This is a genomic window from Stappia sp. TSB10P1A, assembly GCF_900185725.1.
Classification (GTDB): Bacteria; Pseudomonadota; Alphaproteobacteria; order Rhizobiales; family Stappiaceae; genus Stappia.
In genome coordinates this window covers 29,862-49,941 of the sequence record NZ_FYAU01000005.1, presented here as the reverse complement: position 1 = coordinate 49,941, position 20,080 = coordinate 29,862, and the positions used below count along the sequence as shown (strand labels likewise).

The window sequence follows — 20,080 nt, the reverse complement described above, 5'->3', positions numbered from 1 at the left end:
GCTCGGCCCGGCTTCCTGCTTCAGCCGACTGCGATGCAGACGGATTTGGTTTCGAGATAGGCATCGAGCGCGGCACTCCCGTGCTCCCGGCCGAGGCCCGACTGCTTGACGCCGCCGAACGGCATGTTCTGGTCGGGAAGATTATGGGTGTTCACCCAGACCGTGCCGGCCTGGATCTTCGGTACGTGGCGCAGAACCTTGTTGAGGTTGGTGGTCCAGATCGAGGCGCCGAGCCCATAGCGGGTGTCGTTGGCAAGACGGATCGCCTCCTCCGGCTCCTCGAACGGCGTCACGGTGACGACGGGGCCGAACACTTCGTCCTGCATGATCGCCATGGACTGGTCGACATTCGTGAAAATCTCGGGCCGGACGAAATAGCCGTCGCCGTCATACGCTTCGGCCGCGACCACGGGCCTTGCACCTTGCTCGAGGGCACGCGAGATGCAGGCGCTGACATGCGCGCGGTGCCGGGCCGACACCAGCGGGTTGATCTGGTTTGCCGGATCAAGACCCGAGCCCATCGGCAGCGAGGCAGCAATGCCGGCGAAGGTCTCCACGACCCGATCATAGATGCCTTTCTGCGCATAGATGCGAGACCCGGCGCAGCAGGTCTGCCCGACATTGAAAAAGGCGCCGATCCCGGCCGCAATGCCAAGCTGATCGAGATCCATGTCGTCGAACATGATCATCGGCGCCTTGCCGCCGAGTTCGAGCGTGACGCGCTTCACATCCTGCATGGCGCGGGCGCCGATCAGCTTGCCGGTCTCGGTGGACCCGGTGAAAGCGATCTTGTTGACACCGGGATGGGCGACGAGCGCAGCCCCCGCTTCCTCTCCCGTGCCAGTCACCACATTGACGACACCTTCCGGAAAGCCGGCCTCAAGGCACAGTTCGGCAAGACGAATGGCGGTCAGCGGCGTTTCCTCGGCCGGCTTCAGCACCACCGTGCAGCCGCAGGCGAGTGCCGGTGCGATCTTCCAGCAGGCCATGTTGAGCGGGAAATTCCACGGGGTGATCGCGGCGACCACACCGACCGGCTCCTTGCGGGTATACGCCTGGTATCGCGCGCCGGGCGGTACGGCGATCGACACATCGATGGTCGAGCCCGTGATCTTGGTGGCCCAGCCGGCCATGTAGCGCACATATTCCGCCGACGCGCCCACCTCTATGAGGCGCGACAGCATCACCGACTTGCCGTTGTTGAGCGTCTCGAGCTGCGCCAGTTCCTCGCCGTTTTCCTCGATCAGATCGGCGAGCTTCAGCATCAGGCGCTGGCGTTGGGCGGCGAGCATGGTCGACCATTCCCCCTCAAGCGCGGCGCGCGCGGCCCGCACCGCACGGTCGACATCCTCGGCCCCGCCGCGGGGCACGCAGGCAAGCTCGCGTCCGGTCGCCGGCTCGTAGACCGTGATGCTCTCACCCGAGGCCGCACGCTCGTGATGCCTGCCGATGACCATGCGGATGTCGGACTCGATGAACGAGCGAACCGCGGGCGAAATTTCCTCAACCGGCTTGTCTGGCTGCGCGATGCGCATGTCGCACTCCCTCCATGATTGGCGCCCCTCAGCGCCGCGATTTTTATTTCACTTATAAGATTATGCTACATCATATTATAGTTGGATTGCAAGCGGGGCTCAGCTACGGTGCCCCGAGAGGGCGATTGACGGAGACACCGGCAGCAGCATCGGTCCCGCGGCGGATGGTCAGGCGGTGTGGCGCGTTGACATACTTAACTGATAAATCTATGCTGCTGCATACTATTATAGGGAGACTCCAGCTATGGCTGAACGCTCATTTGCTCGCGAGGTTGAGGATCTGCGCCTGTCGGGTGGGGAAATATTCAGCGGCGAAGGAATCCTTGCCATCACCAAGGCCCTGCTGCAGTCCGGCGTGTCCTATGTCGGCGGCTACCAGGGCTCGCCCATTTCGCACCTGATGGACGTGCTGGCCGATGCCAAGGACGTGCTCGACGAGCTCGACGTCATCTTCCAGAGTTCCGCCAACGAGGCGACGGCCGCCGCGATGCTGTCCGCCTCGGTGATGTATCCCTTGCGGGGCGCCGTGGCATGGAAGTCGACCGTCGGCACCAATGTCGCCTCCGACGCGCTGGCCAATCTGTCGTCCGGCGGGGTCACCGGCGGCGCGATGATCATCATCGGCGAGGACTACGGCGAGGGATCGTCGATCATGCAGGAGCGTACGCACGCCTTCGCCATGAAGTCGCAGATGTGGCTGCTCGACCCGCGTCCCGACCATACCTGTATCGTCGACCTGATCGAGAAGGGCTTCCAGCTCTCGGAAGCCTCCAACACGCCGGTGATGCTGGAGGTGCGGGTGCGAACCTGCCACATGCATGGCAGTTTCGTCGCCAAGGACAACGTCAAGCCGGTCTTCACGCTGAAAGACGCCCTCAACAATCCCAAGCGGGATCTCAGCCGCATCGTTCTGCCGCCGGCGGCCTACGAGCACGAGCAGGAGAAGATCCACAAGCGCCTGCCCGCCGCCATCGACTTCGTGCGCGACAACAAGCTGAACGAGTGGATGGGCCCGAGCGAAGGGAAGATCGGCATCCTGATACAGGGCGGGATGTACAACAGCGTCATCCGCGCACTTCAGTATCTCGGACTTTCGGACGCCTATGGAAACACCAAGGTTCCGCTCTACGTCATGAACGTCACCTATCCGGTCATCGACACGGAGGTTGCCGATTTCTGCCGCGATAAAGATGCGGTGCTGATGATCGAGGAAGGCCAGCCCGAATACCTAGAGCAGGCCATCAACACCGTTTTGCGCCGACGCGACATCAACACGCGGGTTTCCGGCAAGGATGTCCTGCCGATGGGCGGCGACTACACCGCCCAGGTGCTGATGCAGGGGATCGAGACGTTCTTGGCAACCAACGATCCGCATCTTCTCGGCAACCGCCCGCCCCTGCCCGACCCGAAGCCCGTGCTGGCCCTGCCGGAAGTGCAGCGCCTGCAGACGGTCGTACCACCGCGCCCGCCCGGCTTGTGCACCGGCTGTCCCGAGCGACCGATCTTCGCCTCCATGAAGCTGGTGGAAGAGGAACTGGGAACGCACCATGTCTCGGCCGACATCGGCTGCCATCTGTTCTCGATCCTGCCACCCTTCGACCTCGGCGCGACCACGATGGGATTCGGCCTTGGCCCGGCCTCGACCTCGGCCTTCAACGTCAAGGCCGACAAGCGCTCGATCGCGATAATGGGCGACGGCGGCTTCTGGCATAACGGGCTGACCAGCGGCATCGGCAACGCCGTCTTCAACAAGCACGACGGCGTTTTCGTCATCGTCGACAACTACTATTCCTCCGCGACCGGCGGCCAGGACATTCTCTCCTCGCGCGCCCAAAACGCAAATCGGAGCACCAACAACTCCATTGTCGAGGCGCTGCACGGCATCGGCGCCAAATGGGTGCGCCAGATCGACCGGACCTATGACGTCACCAAGATGCGCGACACGCTGAAGGAGGCGCTCACCACCAAGGAGGAAGGTCCGAAGATCATCGTCGCCTCGTCGGAATGCATGCTCAACAAGCAGCGCCGGGTGAAGCCGCAGATCGCCAAGGCCATCAAGGGCGGCCAGCGCGTGGTCAAGGAGCGTTTCGGTGTCGATGAGGATGTGTGCACGGGAGACCATGCTTGCATACGGCTCTCGGGCTGCCCATCGCTGTCGGTCAAACAGTTGGACGACCCGCTGCGCGACGACCCCGTCGCCTCGATCGACAATTCCTGCGTCGCCTGTGGCAATTGCGGGGAGGTGGCGGAGGCTGCCGTGCTCTGTCCCTCCTTCTTCCGCGCCGACGTGATCCACAACCCGACCCGCTGGGACAAGTTCAAGGCGAGCCTGACCATGGCAGTCATCGGGGCCCTGCAAAGGAGGCGCGCCATGCGCCGTATCCAGTTCAGCGCGGCCAGCACATGAAAGACGACACAGTCAAGCTGACGCTTCCGGCGGCCGGCCCGGCGACGGAGCGTCCGATCTCCATCGCCATCGTGGCGATGGGCGGGCAGGGCGGCGGCGTGCTCACAGACTGGATTGTGAAACTGGCCGAGAACCAGGGCTGGGTTGCCCAGTCGACATCCGTACCGGGTGTGGCGCAGCGGACCGGGGCCACGATCTACTATGTCGAGATGATGCCGCCGCTCGACGGACGCAGGCCCATCCTTGCCCAGATGCCGACGCCCGGGGATGTCGATGTGGTGCTCGCGTCGGAGTTCATGGAAGCGGGCCGGTCGATCCTGCGAGGAATCGTCACGCCCGACCGGACCACGCTGATCGCCTCCAACCATCGCTCGCTGGCCATCACCGAGAAAATGGCCCCCGGCGAGGGGATTGCCGACAAGTCCGCTGTCTCGCAAGCGATCGGCGTGACGGCACGGCGCGAGATCGTGTTCGACATGGACGCCCTGGCCGTCAGGAACGGCAGCGTCATCTCGGCGGCGATGTTCGGTGCGCTTGCCGGTGCCGATATCCTGCCCTTCGGCCAGGACGATTACCTGACCGTCATCCGCGAAGGCGGCCGAGGCGTGGAAGCGAGCATCCGCACCTTCGAGGCAGCATATACCCGCGCCAACTCGGGCGCGGCGCCTGCGCAGACGGGTGAGCAACCCGAGAGGCCGCCTGCGGAGGCCGCCACCGTCGACCCGCGTTTCCTCCCCTTGCTGACCCGCCTGCGCGAGACCCTGCCGGACGCCGCGCATGCGATGGCCGAAGCTGGCCTGCGCAAGGTCGTCGACTATCAGGACCTCGACTATGGGCGCGAGTATCTCGACCTGCTCGATCGGCTGCACGCCGCCGACGCGGAGGCGGGGGGGGCCGGCAAGGGACATCTCTTCACGGTGACCGCGGCCAAGTATCTGGCAAATGCCATGGCCTATGACGACGTCATTCGCGTGGCGGACCTGAAGACACGCGCGCAACGGCGAGCGCGCATCGAACGGGAGATGGGCCTGCGGGAGGGCCAGGTGCTCCAGACGACCGAGTTCATGCATCCGCGCATGGAGGAAGTGAACGGCCTCCTGCCCGCCCGGCTCGGTCGCTGGATCGAAGCGCGACCGCGCCTCTTCGCCTGGCTCGACCGGCGGATCAGCAAGGGGCGACGGGTCAGGACCTACACCTTGCGCTGGTTCCTGATGCTCTACCTCGTGAGCAGCCTGCGCTGGCTCCGGCGCCGGTCGTTGCGCCATGAGGTCGAGACGGCGCACCGGGATGCCTGGCTCGCAGCCGCCACCCGCGCACTGGCGAACAATTACCAGCTCGGCGTGGAAGTTCTCCAATGCCGGCGCCTCGTCAAGGGCTACTCCGACACCCATACCCGCGGCCTGTCGAAATTCGACAAGGTCGTGGCCACGATCGCCCTCCTGGAGGGACGCGCGGACGCTGCAGACTGGGCGCGACGCCTGCGAGAAGCCGCGATCCGGGACGCGTCCCAGAAGCAACTGGACGGCACGATAGCAACCATAAAGTCATTCCTATGAACAAGCCCCTCGAAACTCCGGTCGCCTCCCGGCCGATCCCGCTTCTTCTCAAAGATCTCAAAAACGGACTTTGGTCGACCGCAACGAAAATCCGGTTCGGACACTGCGACCCGGCAGGCATCGTCTACACGCCGAATTTCTTCGACATCTTCAATGTCGTCATCGAGAAGTGGTATGAGCATGCGCTCGGCATCGACTATTACGAAATCATCGGTGCGCGGCGCGTCGGTCTTGGATATGTGAATGCGCATGCGGATTTCTTCGCGCCCTGCCGGATGGGCACGACGCTCGACGTGGCCCTCGACGTCGAGCGGGTGGGGACATCCTCTTTCAACCTGTTGCTTCATGCTTTCAACGGAGAGAAAGAGGCCCTGAGAGGACGTTTTACGGTTGTCACGACGAGCCTTGACAACCATCGCCCGACCGCGATCCCGGAAGACCTGCGTGCCGCCTTGCTTATTTATGCAAAATCATGAAGTAAGGGACCGGAATCGCACGTGATGCCGGAGCCGAATTCGGGCGGCATTGAACCGGAACCTCCCGACAGATGCGAGGGTCGCAGTGGGCAAGACTATCAGCGAGGGCAAGGGGCTGGACAGGAGCAGAGTTGAAACACGGATCTGGTTGTCGGTGCTTTCGCTGGAAAGCGAGATTTTCTCGAAATTGAATGGCGCCTTGAGCGCTCAATTCGGCATTTCCGTCGCCAAATTCGAGTTTCTGGCGCAGATCGAGCGCTATCCTGCCGGCATCAGCCTCGGGCAGATCTCAGCCAATCTCAAGGTCACGAGCGGCAACGTGTCCGGGCTGGTCCGGCGCCTGCTTGCGGACGGGCTCATCACCAAGACCATGTCGCAGGAAGACCGACGGTCCTTCATCGTGCACTTCACCCCGAAAGGCAAAGAGCTTTTCGACAGGGCCAATGCCCTTCACGCCGAGACGCTGGCGCGCTGTTTCGCCGAGGTGCCGTTGCCAGAGTTGGAAAAGGCGCTTACGACACTCAGATTGCTGTCTTCAGGCATACAGGGACGCCGAAATGACTAAGGCCGGACGCGCCAGAAAAGACATATCGGGCGCGAGCACATCGGAGCCTTTCAGCACTGTAGAGGAGTTGCGCAATTACATTCCGTACTTGCTGAACCTGGTGACGAACCGTTGGAATCTCGATCAGAACCGGGATCTCAACGAGCACGGGATTAACAGTACCGTGCTGCGGACCCTTTCCGTTCTCAACATGCACCCGACACTGACCGTCAACGAGATTGCCGCCTATGCCGTTATCGAGCAGTCGAATGCCAGCAGGACAATCGATTTGATGGTCGCGGACGGGCTGGTTCAGCGGCAGATTTCGGAGAAGGACCTTCGCCGCCGCGAAATTGTCCTGACCGACAAGGGGCGGAGCCTTCTCCACACGCTTTGGCCGCTCATGGTTTGCAACCATCAACGCCTGATCGCCGGGATTCCGGAGAAAGACCTGAAAACCTGCGTCAACACGCTGAAGACGATGATCCGCAATCTCGGCGAAGCCGCGTCCTGAGCCGGTTCGCGGTCGCCAGCGAGGCGAAGCCGCGTGGTTTCACCACCGGGCTCACCGCCCGGTGGTCAGCGCGATCACCCTGAGCGGACTCCCCGACCCTCCTTCGATCTTGAGCGGGGCGGCGACGATCACCGCCCCGAATGTCGGGAGCTGGTCGAGATTGCGCAGGCATTGCAGGCCGAAACGGCCGTTGCCGTGCAGGATCGTATGCGCCGGCAGGGGCGGTTCGAACCCGAACCCCTGGCCGGCATCCGTTCCCACGGTTTCGACGCCGAGACCGATGCAGTCGCGCTCCTTCACCAGAAACGTCACCGCCTCCGCGTCCGGCCCGGGAGAATGCGCGCCGTCGTCCTTGAGATTCAGATAGTCGGGCGTCCCCACCCGCTTGTGCCAATCCGTGCGCAGCAGGATCCAGTGGCGAGCGGGAATGGGACCATGTGTGCGCTCCCAATCCTCCAGGAAGGCGCGCGTCAGCACGAAATCGGCATCGGCCGCCGCCTGACGGGAAATGTCGATGACGACCGCGGGGGCGACGAAGTTTTCCGGCGCGACCGTATCGACGGTACCGTTCGCCACGCCCTTCCCCGAGATCCAATGCGCCGGCGCATCGAAGTGGGTGCCCGTGTGCTCGTTCATCGAGAAATTGTTCCAGTACCAGGCCGGCCCATTCTCGTCATAGCGCGACACGGTTTCCATACGGAACGGCTGGCACTGGCCGAATTCCGGTGGCAGCGCGATGACGGGGAAGTCCGGACTGAGCGTGTTCGTCAGGTCCACCACCTTGATCGACCCGCCGGCGATCGCCCCGACGAGGGACAGCAAAATCTCACCCGAAGCTGCGCTCATGCGATCGGTCCTCCACAGTGCCAGATGACACCCCATCATCGGTCGGCCCGTGCAGGACCGGATCCGCCCCCAAGGCAGATCCCGATGGTTTCCATGGCAATACATAGTCTTATGAATACACTTCCAGTGTCAACCAACGCCCGAGAGCGTCGGCTTTGCCGGCCTGCGAGGCGCCTACACGGGTTTCCGCGCAGCCGGCTCTTCCGCAGTCAGGGAATGATACTTGCGGTCGAACCAGATCAGTGTCTCGGCCGGCGCCGACGAGATCAGCATTCCCACCACCCTGGCGTAGAACACCGAATGGCTGCCGATGGCCCGCCGTTCGACGATCCTGCAGTCGAAGGCGACCACGGCATCTTCCAGCACCGGCGCGCCGGTTGCCAGCGTGGACCACGCTCCTGTTGCGAACCGGTCCTGATCGGTACGTCCGGCAAAGGCATTCGACAGTTCGATGTGGCGGCTGGCGAGCACGTTCACACACAAGTTGCCGTTGCCGTTGAAAACGTCGTGCGAGCGGTTCTTCTGGTTGACGCAGACGAGCAGCGTCGGAGGGCTGTCCGTGATCGAACAGACAGCCGATGCCGTCATGCCATGGCGCCCTTCGGGCCCATCGGAGGTGATCAGGTTGACGGCCGCCCCGAGGCAGCTCATGCCCTGTCGGAAGGTATCGGCATCCGCTTCCATGGTCTCTTCCTTTCGGTGAGGCTGTGCGCCTGCCTGATGTCACCGCATGAAAAGGCCGCCATTGACGTCCCAGCAGGCACCGGTCACGGAGGCCGCCTGAGGGGACGCGAGCAGCAGTATCATCAGCGCGACGAACTCCGGATCGCCCAGCCGGCCGACCGGAATGCCGGCAAGCAGGCTCGGCATCTTCTCGTCCGGAACGAGGGCATGCACCAGCGGTGTATCCATCGGCCCCGGCGCGACGGCATTGACGGTGACACCGAAGGGCGCGAGATCCCGCGCGAAGACCTTGGTCAATGTCAGGATCGCGCCCTTGGAGGCGGCGTAATGCGCACCGGTCGCCGTGCCGCCATTCTGCCCCGCCAGCGAGGCCAGATTGACGATGCGGCCGTAGCCCCTCGACTTGAAATAGCGACCGAAAACCTGGCTGCCGGCAAAGACGCCGCCGGCATTGATCGCCATCACCTCGTTGAACTCGGCCGGGTCGATCTCCAGCAGTGGCCGGGCTTTGGTCACGGCCGCATTGTTGACCAGAACCTCGACGGTGCCCCAGCGCGCGACCGTCTCGTCCAGCACCTGCTGGAACTCCTGCGGCCGGCGGATGTCCAGCCGCATGGCAACGGCGGTTTCACCGTCAGGATCCAGTTCGCTCGCCAGCCGAAACGCGGCATCCGCATCGACATCGCTGATTACGACGCGATTGCCCGCAGCATGGAACGTGCGCGCGACCACGGCTCCGAACCCGGAAGCGGCTCCGGTAACGATGGCAACCTGCGGCCGATCAGGAAAAGACATTGCCATAGCGATACCCCGTCGCCCCGCGACGCTCCCTGCAAGATGTGGATCGTGGTTCCAGCGCCGTCCGGTCACAGATTGGCGGGCACTTCGAGGGCCCGGCCCATCCGGGCCTCGACACGACAATATTTCCAGAGCCGATAGTCGGTGTCGCCGACCGGGGTCGTGCGGAACAGGTTGCAGGCCTGTCGCACGGTCTCCCGGTCCGGCACGTCGGCCATGATATAGGCGGTCCAGGGGAAGCCGGCCGGCGACGTGCCGACCATGGTTTCGTCATCGTCGAGCATGCCGAGGATCGTGACCCCGGGCAGTTCGGAGATCCCCTTCATCATCGAGCCGAACGCCTTCCAGACAGGACCGATCTCGGAGAACGGCAACTCGAAAAAGGTCTGCTGGACGGCAATGCAGAACAGCACGCGGATGGGTTTCTGGTCGGTCATCCTGATTGGTCTCCTTAAGGATAGCCTGGGGGTGTCGACTGGCTGAGCAACGCCGCGCCGGCGGAGGTCCAGGTGCCGGCACCGAGGAAGGCATGCTGCGCCACGGCAGCCGCGTCGATCATGCAACGCGATACGAGATGTCCCTTGCGAAGGGCCTCGGTTCCCGCCATCACGAACGCCATTCGGGTCGCTTCCGCGCCCGCATGCGCCGCCTCGGTGGCGCTCAGACGCAGGCGGACATGGGTGCCGCGATCGAGCTCCCGACCGGCGACGACGTCTTCCCACGCCTCTTCGATCGCGTCGTAGAAGAAGCTGCGCGCGCTACCCAGCCTTGCCTCGGCCTTGCCGAGATCGTTCTGGATATAGGGCCGGGCGCCGATCGGGGGCGCCCCCGTGATCGCCGGCTTCTCGGTTGCCTCGCGATGGATCCAGTCGAGCGCTTCACGCGCGGTTCCAAGCCCGACGACCGCGAGCACCTGCGCTGCCAGCGCCATCGACGGATATCGGAAGATCGGCTCGTCGCGCTGCGCCTTGCCGCCGCGGACGAAGGTCCACTCCTCCGGCACCACCACGCAGTCCGCCACGATGTCGTGGCTGCCGGTCGCAGTCAGGCCAATGGAGTCCCAGGTGTGCTTGATCGAGACCTTCTCGCGCGGCATGACCGCCATACGCGGGAGGCCTGACGAACTGCTTCCCTCGACGCGAATGCCCGCGCCGATCAGCGATGCGCCCATGCAGCCGGAGCAGTAGGGCCAGCGCCCCTGCACCTCGAATCCGCCTTCGACTTCTTCTGCCGCCTGCGGCGGAAAGATCGAGCCGGCGAACACGGTGTCGGGGTCCTTGCCGTAGATCGCCTCGTAGGTCGCAGGCGGCAAGGCTCCCAGATAGACCGCCGACACGCCGAAGCTTGCAACCCATCCGACCGAGGCATCCGCGGCCGAGATCGTCTCGATAAGCCGGCAGAAGGACGCCGGATCCAGCTCGTCGCCGCCAAGCTGCTTGGGAACGAAGGCCCGGTAGACGCCAAGCTTCTGGAGCTTTTCGACCATGTCGCGCGGGACATAGGTCAGCCTCTCGAACTCGTCGCGCCGGGCACGAATTTCACCCAGAACCTCCGAGAGGACAACGGGTCGCGCCCTGTCCTTTGCGAGGGGTTTGTTCATCGGATCTCCTCCTGAATTTCGCGTTCCGCGTCGAGGTGGCATGCTGGCCGCCGGCCTGACCCGGCTCGTCGCCATCCTGTGCGTCAAAGCTGCTGCTTCTTGAGATGCCGCATGTCCTGCAGGGCACCCTTGGCCATCAGTTCCTCGACCTGGGCTTTCAATCCGGCGCGCTGGATCTTCTCGGTTGCCGTCAGCGGCAGCGCATCGACGAACGCGATCCAGCCGGGCACCTTGTAGTAGGCCATCCGCTCCAGCCCCCAGCGGACGAGGTCCTCGGACTCCAGGCCTGGCCGCTCCAGGACGATCAGCGCCGCCACCTCATCGCCGCGCACCGGATCGGGCGTCGCCGTCACTCCGGATTGGCGGATCAGCGGGTGCTCATTGAGGACGGTCTCCACTTCCACCGCTGCGATGTTCTCGCCCGACCGGCGGATGACGTTCTTCTTGCGGTCGACGAAGTGCAGGTCGCCATCGCGGTCGCGCGACACCACATCTCCGGTGTGGAACCATCCGCCTGCCCATGCCTCGTCGGTCGCCTGCGGGTCCTTGAGGTAGTCGCGGAAAAAGCCGAAGCGGGGGTTCGGGCCAGCCCGCCGCACGAGCAGTTCGCCGGGCAGATCGCATTCGACGTCGTTTCCGGCCTCATCGACGATGCGCACCTCCACGTCAGGCGAGGGGCGGCCGAAGCAACTCGTTCCGATCTTGCGCGGCTCGCGATTGGCGCAGATGGCGCCGCCGCTTCCGGTTTCGGTCATGGCCCAGGCCTCGACCAGCGGAAAGCCGAACCGTTCTTCGAACGGACCGTGAAGCTGCTTGTCGACCCCGGCTCCGAAACCGAAGCGAACGCAGTGATCCCGGTCGCGCGGCGAGGCCGGCGCCCCCATCAGCATCGACGGCATCACCCCCAGATAATGCAGACATGTCGCCCGGGTCTCGCGGACATGATCCCACCAGGTGGTGGGCCGAAAGCGATCGAGCAGGATCAGACAGCCACCGACAGTCACCATGGCCATCACCGAAACCGCCATGGCGTTCATGTGGTATACGGGGAGCGGGGTAAGCATGCGGTCGCCCTCCCGCAGGGCCATCGTCCCGCCGATATCGCGGTACCAGTCTCCGGAATAGAGAAAGTACTCGTTGGTCAGCACGCAGCCCTTGGGGCGACCGGTGGTGCCGGAGGTATAGAGCAGGGCGCACTCGCTCGCGGCATCGCCCTCACCCTGGTCGCGCGGACCGTCGAAGGGGGCGGGGACCTGTTCACCGGGCGAAAACACCGGGATCGGCCGCCCGCTTGCCACCGAGGCAGACACGACCTCCGCCGAGCGCTCCGGAAGGACAAGCGCGGCCGTCATCTCGGAATGGGCGACGATATACTCAAGTTCGCTCCCGCGAAGATAGGAGTTGATGGGCACCACCGAGACGCCGAGCGCGTTGAGCGCGAACCAGGCTTCCAGAAAATCCGGCCGGTTCTTCAGCAGCAGCCCCACCCGGTGCCCGCGTCCGTAGCCTTGCTGGCGGAAGGCGGCTTTCCACGCTTCCACCCGTTGCAGCATGACCGCATAGCTGACGACGCCCGCCGCGACGCGATCCCCGCCCGCCGGCTCATCCAGAACCTTCAGGAAGGCGGCCTCACCCTTGGCAAGCGCGGTCGCCTGGAAACGCGAGAAGACCGACGCATCCCATGCCAGTTCGGAATGCAGATCCTCGACGCTGCCGTGCCCCTGCGCGCTCATGGTAGCCATTTGCCTCCCTGCAAATATGAGTTAGCATATGTTTAGTCATTTACAATTTTTTGTCAACGGGGCGCTCCGCGATCTGAAGGCATCGCTGGCTCCGTGCTGGCGGGCTGGCGTGCGTTCAGGCCCGGCCGGGCTATCGCCGCAACCGGTAGCCCGCCTTCTCGCGGTCCCACATATCGGGGGTTACGCCCTGCTCCCGCAGGGCGACCTTTCTGATCTTGCCGTTTTCGGTCAGCGGCATCTCGGACAGGAACCTCAGGAAGCGCGGCACCGCGAAATAGGCCAGCCTGTCTTCGCAAAAGCGCATGATCTCGACCGGATCGATGACAGCGCCCTGTTTCGGCTGCAGCGCGGCCGCCACCTCGTCTTCCCCAAACTCCGACGGCACCGCAAAAACCGCACTCGCCGCCACCAGGGGGTGACCCGACAGGACCTGTTCCACCTCCCATGAGGAGACATTCTCACCGCGCCGGCGGATGGCGTCCTTGACCCTGTCGATGAAGCGATAGGGGCCATCCGGCTCGCGCACCACCCGGTCTCCGGTGTGGAACCAGAAATTGCGCCACGCCTCCACGGTCTTGTCCGGCATGTTGAAATAGCCGGTCGCGAAGGAGAAGGGCTCGACCGGGCGCAGCAGCAGTTCGCCGGCCTCCCCGTCAGGCAAAGGCGCGTCGTTGCCATCGACGATACGGGCCTCGGCCCCGTCCATCAGATAGCCCATGCTGCCGGGATGATCGGACGGAACAGGGCTGGCAAAGACGAAATTGGTTTCCGTCGACCCGTAGCCATCCACCAGCGGCACGCCGAAGCGCTCCAGAAAGGTTGCGTGGAAACGCTCGGGAACCCCACCCCCCAGCGCGACCCGGACCTGGTGCTGCCGATCCTCGGGCGCTTCGGGCCGGGACAGCAGGATCGCTGCCATCGCACCGAGCAGATAGGTCACCGTCGCCTGGTTGTCGCGAAGGCTGCTCCAGAATCCGGACGCGGAGAATTTCGGCTCCAGGACATAGGTGCAGCCGTTGAGCAGGGCCTGGTAGAAGGCATTGAGGGCGTTGGTGTGAAAGATGGGAAGCGTCGTCAACAGGACGTCCCCTTCCTGGATGCCGAGCGCGCGCGCCGAATAGATGCCCCACCAGAACATCTGGGCCTGCGGACAGCACACCCCTTTCGACGGTCCGGTGGTGCCGGATGTGTAGAGGATCGCCACGGTGTCGCCCGGACCGAGGGCTGGTGCAGGCAGCGTCGGGTCGCCGGGATCGTCCACCAGCACAGTGCCGTCCTGGTCCCGCACACCCTCGGCGCCGATGTCCCAGACCATCGCCGGGATCACCTCGTCGGACACCGTCTCCAGAATGGGGCGGTGCCCGGCCTCGACCACGAGAAGCTTCGGCAGGGCATTGCCGAGCACATGCGCGAGCTGCGCGCCGCGAAAGGCCGTGTTGATCGGCGTCGCCACCGCACCAAGCCATCCGCATCCCAGATAGATCTGCAGAAACTCCGGCCGATTGCCGCAGATGATCGCCACCCGGTCGCCGGCGGTGACGCCGGCGTTCGCAAGCCTCTGCGCCCAGCGCGCAGCCATCGCCGCCGTCTCGGCATAGGTCCACTGCGTCGAACCCGACTTGAACAGGACCCGGTCCGCATAGCGTTCGGCCTGACGTTGCAGGATTGTCGGCAGCGTCCGGTCCGCCGGCGCGAAGGCCGCCGCGATCCGGGCGTATCTGTCCCCGGCACTGGCGGCGCGGGAGGGCGTTTGGGTCTCGTCCATGTCGGTTCCCGTTTCCAGATTTCAAAGCCTGCGCTGCGGTCCGCCAAGCGAGCCGGGCGCGTGTCTCTCCCCTAGGACCGCATGAGGTTTGGCAGCCAAAGCGCCAGTTCCGGGAAGAACATGAGCAGGAGAACCAGCAGCAGGATGCATGCGATGAAGGGAAGTGCCGCCAGAGATACCTGCGCCACGGTGGTGCCTGGAGGGCTGACGCCGACCATCACGAAGAGAAGGAGACCGAAGGGCGGCGTGATCAACCCGAGTTCGAGGCCAAGGAGCAGCACGACCCCAAACCAGACCGGATCGAAGCCGTAAAGCGTCACCAGCGGCATGTAGATCGGCAGCGTCAGCATCATGATCGAGAGCGGATCCATGAACATCCCCAGCACGATCAGAACCAGGAACATTGCCGCCAGCATCACATAGGGGGCGAGATCCATGCTGGTGGCATTGGCAATCAGCCCCGCCGAAGCGCCTGAGAAGGCCAGCACCTGCGAGAAGGTCGTCGAGCCGACAATGATCACCAGCATCATGACGGAGACCGCTATCGTGCCCCGCAACGACTTGAGGACCGAGTCCCAGGCCAGTTGACGGTAGAGCGCCGCCAGCACGACAACGGACAAGGTGCCGAACGCGGCCGACTCCGTCGGGGTGGCCCACCCGAGCAGGATCATGCCGATCACCGCGAAGACGACCAGCCCCATCGGCGCCACGTCGCGCAGCAGCGCCTTGAGGATTTCGCCGACAGGTGCACGTTCCGCGACATAGCCCGGCGCCGCCTCCGGATCGATGGCGATCAGGAACCGGATCATGGCGACGATCATGATGGCCAGCAGCAACCCCGGGATCAGGCCGGCGATGAGCAGCGCGCCGACATCGATGCGGGCGAGGGACCCCAGCAGGACGGCCAGCGAGGAGGGAGGGATGATCATCGCCAGCCCGCCGACGGCCATGATCGGTCCGATGATGATGTACCGCTTGTAGCCGCGCTTGATCATCTCCGGCATCAGCGAGGTGCCGAGCATCGCCGCGTTGGCCATAGACGATCCGGAAAGGGTGGCGAAAACCGTGCCGCCGCCCACCGAGAGGTAGCACAGCCGCCCGCGGATGCCGCCGAAGCACTTGTCGAAAGCGTCGAAGACGCGCAGGGCCAGCCCGGTATGGAACAGCAACTCGCCCATCAACACGAACAGAGGCACCGGAACCAGGGTGAAATTCGTGACGGCGGATGTCGAGTTGGCGATCAGTTGGTCGATTCCGACCAGCCCGCCCATGAAGACGACGACGCCGACGACGTTGATCGCAAGGAAGGCCACGGCCACCGGCACGCCCAAGAGCATCAGCGCGACCAGCCCGCCCATCAGGAGAAAAGCAGCTTCGTACCAGGGCATCATGTCAATGAGCCCCCGATGCGCCGGTGAACGTCTCTCCGCGCAGCAGCAGACGGAGAAACTCCAGTGCCATCAGGCAGAAGCCGCCGGCCAACATCGCGTAGAGGACCCAGCTCGGAATATTGATCGACCTGACATCCACCGTCCCGGAGGCGAACGTCTCCATGGTCAGCAGGCTCGCTCTCCAGGACAGGATGGACAGCACGGCGATCGACAACAGCAGCCCTGCCCTGGCAACGATCCGGCGCGGGCGCTCGGGCAGCAACGCCACGAAAGACGTGATTGCGACATGGCCATTCGTTCGCACCAGCCAGGGGGCCCCGGCCATGGTCACGAACAGCAGCGCATATTCCACGACCGCGCTGGTCCAGCGCATCGGCGAGAAACCGAGGTTGCGCAGCATCACGTCGACAATGATGGAGCCGGTGACGAAGACCAGGGTGATGCCGGCGAGTGTCGCCAGCCCGACGATCAGCCAATCATAGACGTGACGGATATGCATCTGGTCCTCGTTGAGAAACCCGGAAAGGATATGGAAGCTAGGGTGACACGGGCGCTGGCCGGGGCGCGTCCCCCGGCCGCGCCGGCTCATCAGCGGTCGTACAACTTGGCGCGGAGCGCTTCGTAATATTTGCTTCCCGAGGCTTCCAACTGCGCCCAAATCGAGCCGTAGGCCGAGTCGAGATACCGCCGCGCCCCCTCGCCTTCCAGGGTGATGGTCTTGACCCCGTCTGCGGTTTCCAACTCGTGCTTGATCCGGTCGGAAAGGGCCTGGACATCGCGATGGGACTTCTGCTCGTATTCGAGAGCGACCTCGCTGAGGAGTTGCCGCGCCTCCTCGCTGAGACCTGCCCACTTGGTCGGATTCATGACGATCACGAGATCGGTCTGGAAGAAGCCGGGATCGATCCGGTATTTGAGGAACCGCTCCCAGGAGAAGCCTTTCACGGCCGGCATCGAGTATCCCAGAGCATCGAATGTGCGGCGCTCCAGACCGGTGTAGATGTCCGGCACGGGAACGACGATCGGGACCGCGCCCCGATCCTCGAAGAAGGCGTTGAAGAGCGGCCCGGAGCGGATCCGCAGTCCGGTCAAGTCGACGCCGCCGTCGTCGGTGCGCTTCGGCTCATCGACAAGGAACAGGTGGAAGTTGGCTGCCGGGGCCAGCCTGCCGAGGAGCTCCACGCCCAGCCGCTCCTGGAAGATGCCCTGCAGGAGCTCGAAGCCGCCGTTGTCACGGGCGGTCTGCGGCGACACCGTGGCGCCGACCAGCGCTCCGGCTTCCGGGACGGTGCCCATGCTGTAGCTCGCAGGGGCATAGGTCATGTCGACCGCGCCGCGGCGTACGGCATCGAACTGCTGCATTGCCGGAATGACTTCCGGACCTCCGACGAATTCGATCTGGACGATGCCCTTGCCCCGTTCGTTCACCAGATCGATGAACTCCCGGTAGGCCTCGGTCGTGTTTTCCGAGGGCGGGAATACCGCGATCGCTCGCAATTGCTGCTCGGCATGGGCATTCACGCCGGAAAGGACCATCATCGTGGCAGGCACGACGGCAAGCGCCTTGCCGAACCCTGAGCCGAGATGGGAGAGAATGGCTTCAAGACACGTCTTCATTCGAGTTCCTCCTGCTTGCACCTGAGTGATGCGGCCGGCCCTATGGCCGCCGCCCCCTATGGCCGGCCCGCCTGTGGCGGGCGTCACCCGGTCTGGCTATTGGAGCTTCTCTGGCCGGAAATACGTGGCCCGCAGCGCATCGTGGAATTCCGAGCCCGACGCCTTCAGACGGTCCCATGTGGCGCCATATGCGGCATCCAGGAACTTCTGCCGCGCCTCGCCCTCGAGGGTCACCTTCCGGATGCCGAGTTCAGCCGCCCGCCGATCGACGTCGGTGATGGCCGCCGCCACGTTCTCGTTCGACGTCTTTTCGTATTCGATCGACGTTTCCTCGATGATCTGCCGGGCTTCCGGAGACAGCTTCTCCCACTTGTCGGGGTTCATCAGAACGACGAGGTCGGTCTGCAGAAAACCGGGCTCGATCTGGTACTTGAGGTAGTTTTCCCAGGAGAAATCGAGAACGGCGGTGGCCGCAGCGCCCAGCCCCTCGAACGTGTTGCGCTCCAGTCCGGTATAGACATCGGCGATCGGCACGGAGATCGGGACCGCGCCGAGGGACTCGAAGAAGGCGCGGTAAACCGGCATCGAGCGGAGGCGATAGCCGGCAAGGTCGACACCGCCGTCCTCGGTTCGCGCCGGCTCCTGGGTGACATAGATGCGGAACTCGACCCCGCTCTTCAGGAGCGCGAGGAACTCCACGCCGAGTCGCTTCCTGAACGCATCCCGCATGACGTCGAAGCCGCCATTGTCGCGAGCCTCCGCCGCCGTAATCGTCGAGCCGACGAAAGCATCGGCTTCGGGCATGGCCCCCAGATTGTGGGTGGCCGGGCCATATCGCATGTCGACGATGCCCCTTCGGACAGCATCCGCCTGCTGGTCCTGCGGGATGACCTCGGGACCGCCGACGACCTCGATCTCGACGATGCCCTTGCCGCGCTCGTTGATGAGCTTGATGTACTCGAAGAAATCGACATTGTCTGAAATCGGTAGCGGAAGAGCGACGATGGCCCGGATCTTGTCGGCGGCCATCGCGCTTGTCAGCGCCCCCGATCCAAAGACACCGGCAAGTGCTGTCACTCCCAGCAGCATGCAGGAAAACCGACTGTTCCTCATCACCTAGCTCCCCTCGTTCCTCGAGCTTCGCGGCCGGGCATCTATCTGTTTTCCCTTGCCGCGCATTGACAGTAAGGCGTAATATGATTTATATGTCAATCTATGTTGATGCATAATTTTATAGCTACTGATCGCAGCGGGAGGGTAGGCGTGCACCACGGTTTGGAGGGAGGTCGGCACGGGACGTCACCCCGGCTCGCGAGCGGCGAACGGCCGCAAAGGCGCGCCTCGCTGGCGAGCGGAGGCTAGATGCGCATTTTCTGGCAGAGCTTCGTCGACGAGGCGGTCGGTGCGTCCTACCTGGACACGCTTCGAACCTTTCTCAACGACATCGCGGCGCCCGGCACGCGGGTCGACGTCTTCGGCATGTCCCCTTCCGACCGAGATTTCGGCCGGCTGGCGGAGTTTCGTTGCGCCATACAGGCCGTGGACGCCGGCCTCGGCGCGGAAGCCGACGGCTTCGATGCCTATGTCATGGGACATTTCCAGGACCCCGGCCTCTACGAGCTCCGGTCGGCCCTGAGGATCCCGGTGGTCGGGGTCGGCGAAGCCACGCTCCTGGCCGCCTCGCAGCTCGGCCGGCGCCTGGGGCTGGTGACGCTGGATCCGGCATTCGAGGTTTGGCATCTCGAACAGGCGGAACGATACGGCCTTGCGGGCCGGGTCCAGCACGTTGCGGGCCTCGGGTGCCGACCGGAGGATTTCGACCGTTGCTTCGCCGGCGACGACCTTGCCAGGGAGCGGCTGCTGGCGCAGTTCTCCGCCTGCGCCCGGACGATGGTGGAGCGCGGCGCCGATGTGATCGTGCCCGCCGGAGTGCTGCCTGGCCTGCTGATCGGGGGAGAACACAATTTCAAGATCGGCCACGCACCCGTTCTCAACTGCGCGGCGGTGGCCCTCAAATCGGCGGAGATGTGGGGGCAGCTCCGGGCGCTCAGCGGCATCGAGCCGAGCCGGGGACCGAGCTTCCGCCTTGCCGGCGACCGCGCCAGGCACGACTTCCGCCAACTTGTCGCGCAAGGTACGCCTGCCCGTTCCCTTCGAGAGGATTTCCTGAAATGACGCCCGAGAAGATCGTTTATGCCACCGAGGCCACGGCCAGCGGAGGGCGCGATGGTCGTGCCGCCAGCAGCGACGGGCGTCTGGATGTCTCCCTCTCCATACCCGTAGAGTTCGGCGGACCAGGCGGCGGCGGCACCAATCCGGAACAGCTCTTTGCCGCCGGCTATGCCGCCTGCTTCCTCAGCGCGATCAAGCTCGTCGGACGGCTCGACAAGGTCGCGGTCCCGGCCGATGCGGCCGTAACGGCAAAGGTGGGGGTCGGCGCCGTCGATGGCGGCTACATGTTCGCTGTCGAACTCGTGGTCGCGATGCCGGGTGTTGGCCATGACACCGCGGCAAGGCTGGTGGCCGGCGCGCATGAGCGCTGCCCCTTCTCGAAAGCAACGCGCGGAAACATCGACGTCGTCCTGACGATCGCCAACGGGTAACC

The 20,080-nt window shown here is 64.3% G+C and carries 19 protein-coding genes; 7 read left to right on the top strand and 12 right to left on the bottom strand.

Annotated features, from left to right (window positions below):
* Positions 1 to 20: 20 nt before the first annotated feature.
* The gene (locus TSB10P1A_RS00985) at positions 21 to 1,535 is read right to left on the bottom strand and encodes an aldehyde dehydrogenase (protein ID WP_186386032.1); all 1,515 of its coding nucleotides are present in this window, start codon (positions 1,533 to 1,535) and stop codon (positions 21 to 23) included.
* A 244-nt stretch (positions 1,536 to 1,779) separates the two neighbouring features.
* Here TSB10P1A_RS00985 and TSB10P1A_RS00980 point away from each other — a divergent pair, with 244 nt between their 5' ends.
* From TSB10P1A_RS00980 to TSB10P1A_RS00960, 5 genes are all read left to right on the top strand, one after another.
* Positions 1,780 to 3,942: an indolepyruvate ferredoxin oxidoreductase subunit alpha gene (locus tag TSB10P1A_RS00980; RefSeq protein ID WP_186386031.1), complete on the top strand. Its 2,163-nt coding sequence runs from the start codon at positions 1,780 to 1,782 to the stop codon at positions 3,940 to 3,942.
* The gene (locus TSB10P1A_RS00975; RefSeq protein WP_186386030.1) at positions 3,939 to 5,498 is read left to right on the top strand and encodes an indolepyruvate oxidoreductase subunit beta family protein; all 1,560 of its coding nucleotides are present in this window, start codon (positions 3,939 to 3,941) and stop codon (positions 5,496 to 5,498) included. Before TSB10P1A_RS00980 ends, TSB10P1A_RS00975 begins: the two co-directional genes overlap by 4 nt.
* Entirely contained in the window at positions 5,495 to 5,974 is a 480-nt protein-coding gene (locus TSB10P1A_RS00970; protein ID WP_186386029.1) for a thioesterase family protein, read from the top strand. The genes TSB10P1A_RS00975 and TSB10P1A_RS00970 overlap by 4 nt, the downstream gene beginning before the upstream one ends.
* A gap of 85 nt (positions 5,975 to 6,059) precedes the next feature.
* Positions 6,060 to 6,539 (top strand): MarR family winged helix-turn-helix transcriptional regulator, encoded by a 480-nt coding sequence (locus TSB10P1A_RS00965; RefSeq protein ID WP_186386028.1) that lies wholly within the window; start codon positions 6,060 to 6,062, stop codon positions 6,537 to 6,539.
* On the top strand, positions 6,532 to 7,032 hold the full coding sequence (locus TSB10P1A_RS00960; protein WP_186386027.1) for a MarR family winged helix-turn-helix transcriptional regulator: 501 nt from the start codon (positions 6,532 to 6,534) through the stop codon (positions 7,030 to 7,032). The genes TSB10P1A_RS00965 and TSB10P1A_RS00960 overlap by 8 nt, the downstream gene beginning before the upstream one ends.
* A 51-nt stretch (positions 7,033 to 7,083) precedes the next feature.
* Here TSB10P1A_RS00960 and TSB10P1A_RS00955 read toward each other — a convergent pair whose 3' ends face one another.
* From TSB10P1A_RS00955 to dctP, 11 genes are all read right to left on the bottom strand, one after another.
* A complete protein-coding gene (locus tag TSB10P1A_RS00955) occupies positions 7,084 to 7,878 on the bottom strand; it encodes a cyclase family protein (RefSeq protein WP_186386026.1) in 795 nt (264 codons plus the stop codon).
* 174 nt (positions 7,879 to 8,052) lie between these two features.
* Positions 8,053 to 8,562 (bottom strand): flavin reductase, encoded by a 510-nt coding sequence (locus tag TSB10P1A_RS00950; RefSeq protein WP_186386025.1) that lies wholly within the window; start codon positions 8,560 to 8,562, stop codon positions 8,053 to 8,055.
* Positions 8,563 to 8,601: 39 nt separating this feature from the next.
* Entirely contained in the window at positions 8,602 to 9,357 is a 756-nt protein-coding gene (locus tag TSB10P1A_RS00945) for an SDR family NAD(P)-dependent oxidoreductase (RefSeq protein WP_244292897.1), read from the bottom strand.
* A gap of 71 nt (positions 9,358 to 9,428) precedes the next feature.
* Entirely contained in the window at positions 9,429 to 9,797 is a 369-nt protein-coding gene (locus TSB10P1A_RS00940) for a hypothetical protein (protein ID WP_186386023.1), read from the bottom strand.
* Positions 9,798 to 9,811: 14 nt separating this feature from the next.
* A complete protein-coding gene (locus TSB10P1A_RS00935) occupies positions 9,812 to 10,960 on the bottom strand; it encodes an acyl-CoA dehydrogenase family protein (RefSeq protein ID WP_186386097.1) in 1,149 nt (382 codons plus the stop codon).
* A gap of 83 nt (positions 10,961 to 11,043) precedes the next feature.
* Positions 11,044 to 12,693, bottom strand: coding sequence for an AMP-binding protein (locus tag TSB10P1A_RS00930; protein WP_186386096.1), 1,650 nt, complete (start codon positions 12,691 to 12,693; stop codon positions 11,044 to 11,046).
* Between the two features lie 139 nt (positions 12,694 to 12,832).
* Positions 12,833 to 14,467 (bottom strand): ATP-dependent acyl-CoA ligase, encoded by a 1,635-nt coding sequence (locus tag TSB10P1A_RS00925; protein WP_186386022.1) that lies wholly within the window; start codon positions 14,465 to 14,467, stop codon positions 12,833 to 12,835.
* A 71-nt stretch (positions 14,468 to 14,538) separates the two neighbouring features.
* Positions 14,539 to 15,855, bottom strand: coding sequence for a TRAP transporter large permease (locus tag TSB10P1A_RS00920; protein WP_186386095.1), 1,317 nt, complete (start codon positions 15,853 to 15,855; stop codon positions 14,539 to 14,541).
* A 4-nt stretch (positions 15,856 to 15,859) separates the two neighbouring features.
* The gene (locus TSB10P1A_RS00915) at positions 15,860 to 16,357 is read right to left on the bottom strand and encodes a TRAP transporter small permease (RefSeq protein WP_186386021.1); all 498 of its coding nucleotides are present in this window, start codon (positions 16,355 to 16,357) and stop codon (positions 15,860 to 15,862) included.
* An 89-nt stretch (positions 16,358 to 16,446) separates the two neighbouring features.
* Positions 16,447 to 17,562 carry a C4-dicarboxylate ABC transporter substrate-binding protein gene (locus TSB10P1A_RS00910; protein WP_186386020.1) on the bottom strand — a complete coding sequence of 372 codons (1,116 nt, stop codon included), beginning with the start codon at positions 17,560 to 17,562 and terminating at the stop codon, positions 16,447 to 16,449.
* Between the two features lie 9 nt (positions 17,563 to 17,571).
* On the bottom strand, positions 17,572 to 18,564 hold the full coding sequence (gene dctP / locus TSB10P1A_RS00905) for a TRAP transporter substrate-binding protein DctP (protein WP_244292893.1): 993 nt from the start codon (positions 18,562 to 18,564) through the stop codon (positions 17,572 to 17,574).
* A 273-nt stretch (positions 18,565 to 18,837) separates the two neighbouring features.
* Between dctP and TSB10P1A_RS00900 the strand changes: the two genes are divergently transcribed.
* Together TSB10P1A_RS00900 and TSB10P1A_RS00895 are read left to right on the top strand one after the other, a co-directional pair.
* Positions 18,838 to 19,650, top strand: coding sequence for an aspartate/glutamate racemase family protein (locus TSB10P1A_RS00900; protein ID WP_186386018.1), 813 nt, complete (start codon positions 18,838 to 18,840; stop codon positions 19,648 to 19,650).
* The gene (locus TSB10P1A_RS00895; RefSeq protein WP_186386017.1) at positions 19,647 to 20,078 is read left to right on the top strand and encodes an organic hydroperoxide resistance protein; all 432 of its coding nucleotides are present in this window, start codon (positions 19,647 to 19,649) and stop codon (positions 20,076 to 20,078) included. The genes TSB10P1A_RS00900 and TSB10P1A_RS00895 overlap by 4 nt, the downstream gene beginning before the upstream one ends.
* Positions 20,079 to 20,080: the final 2 nt, after the last annotated feature.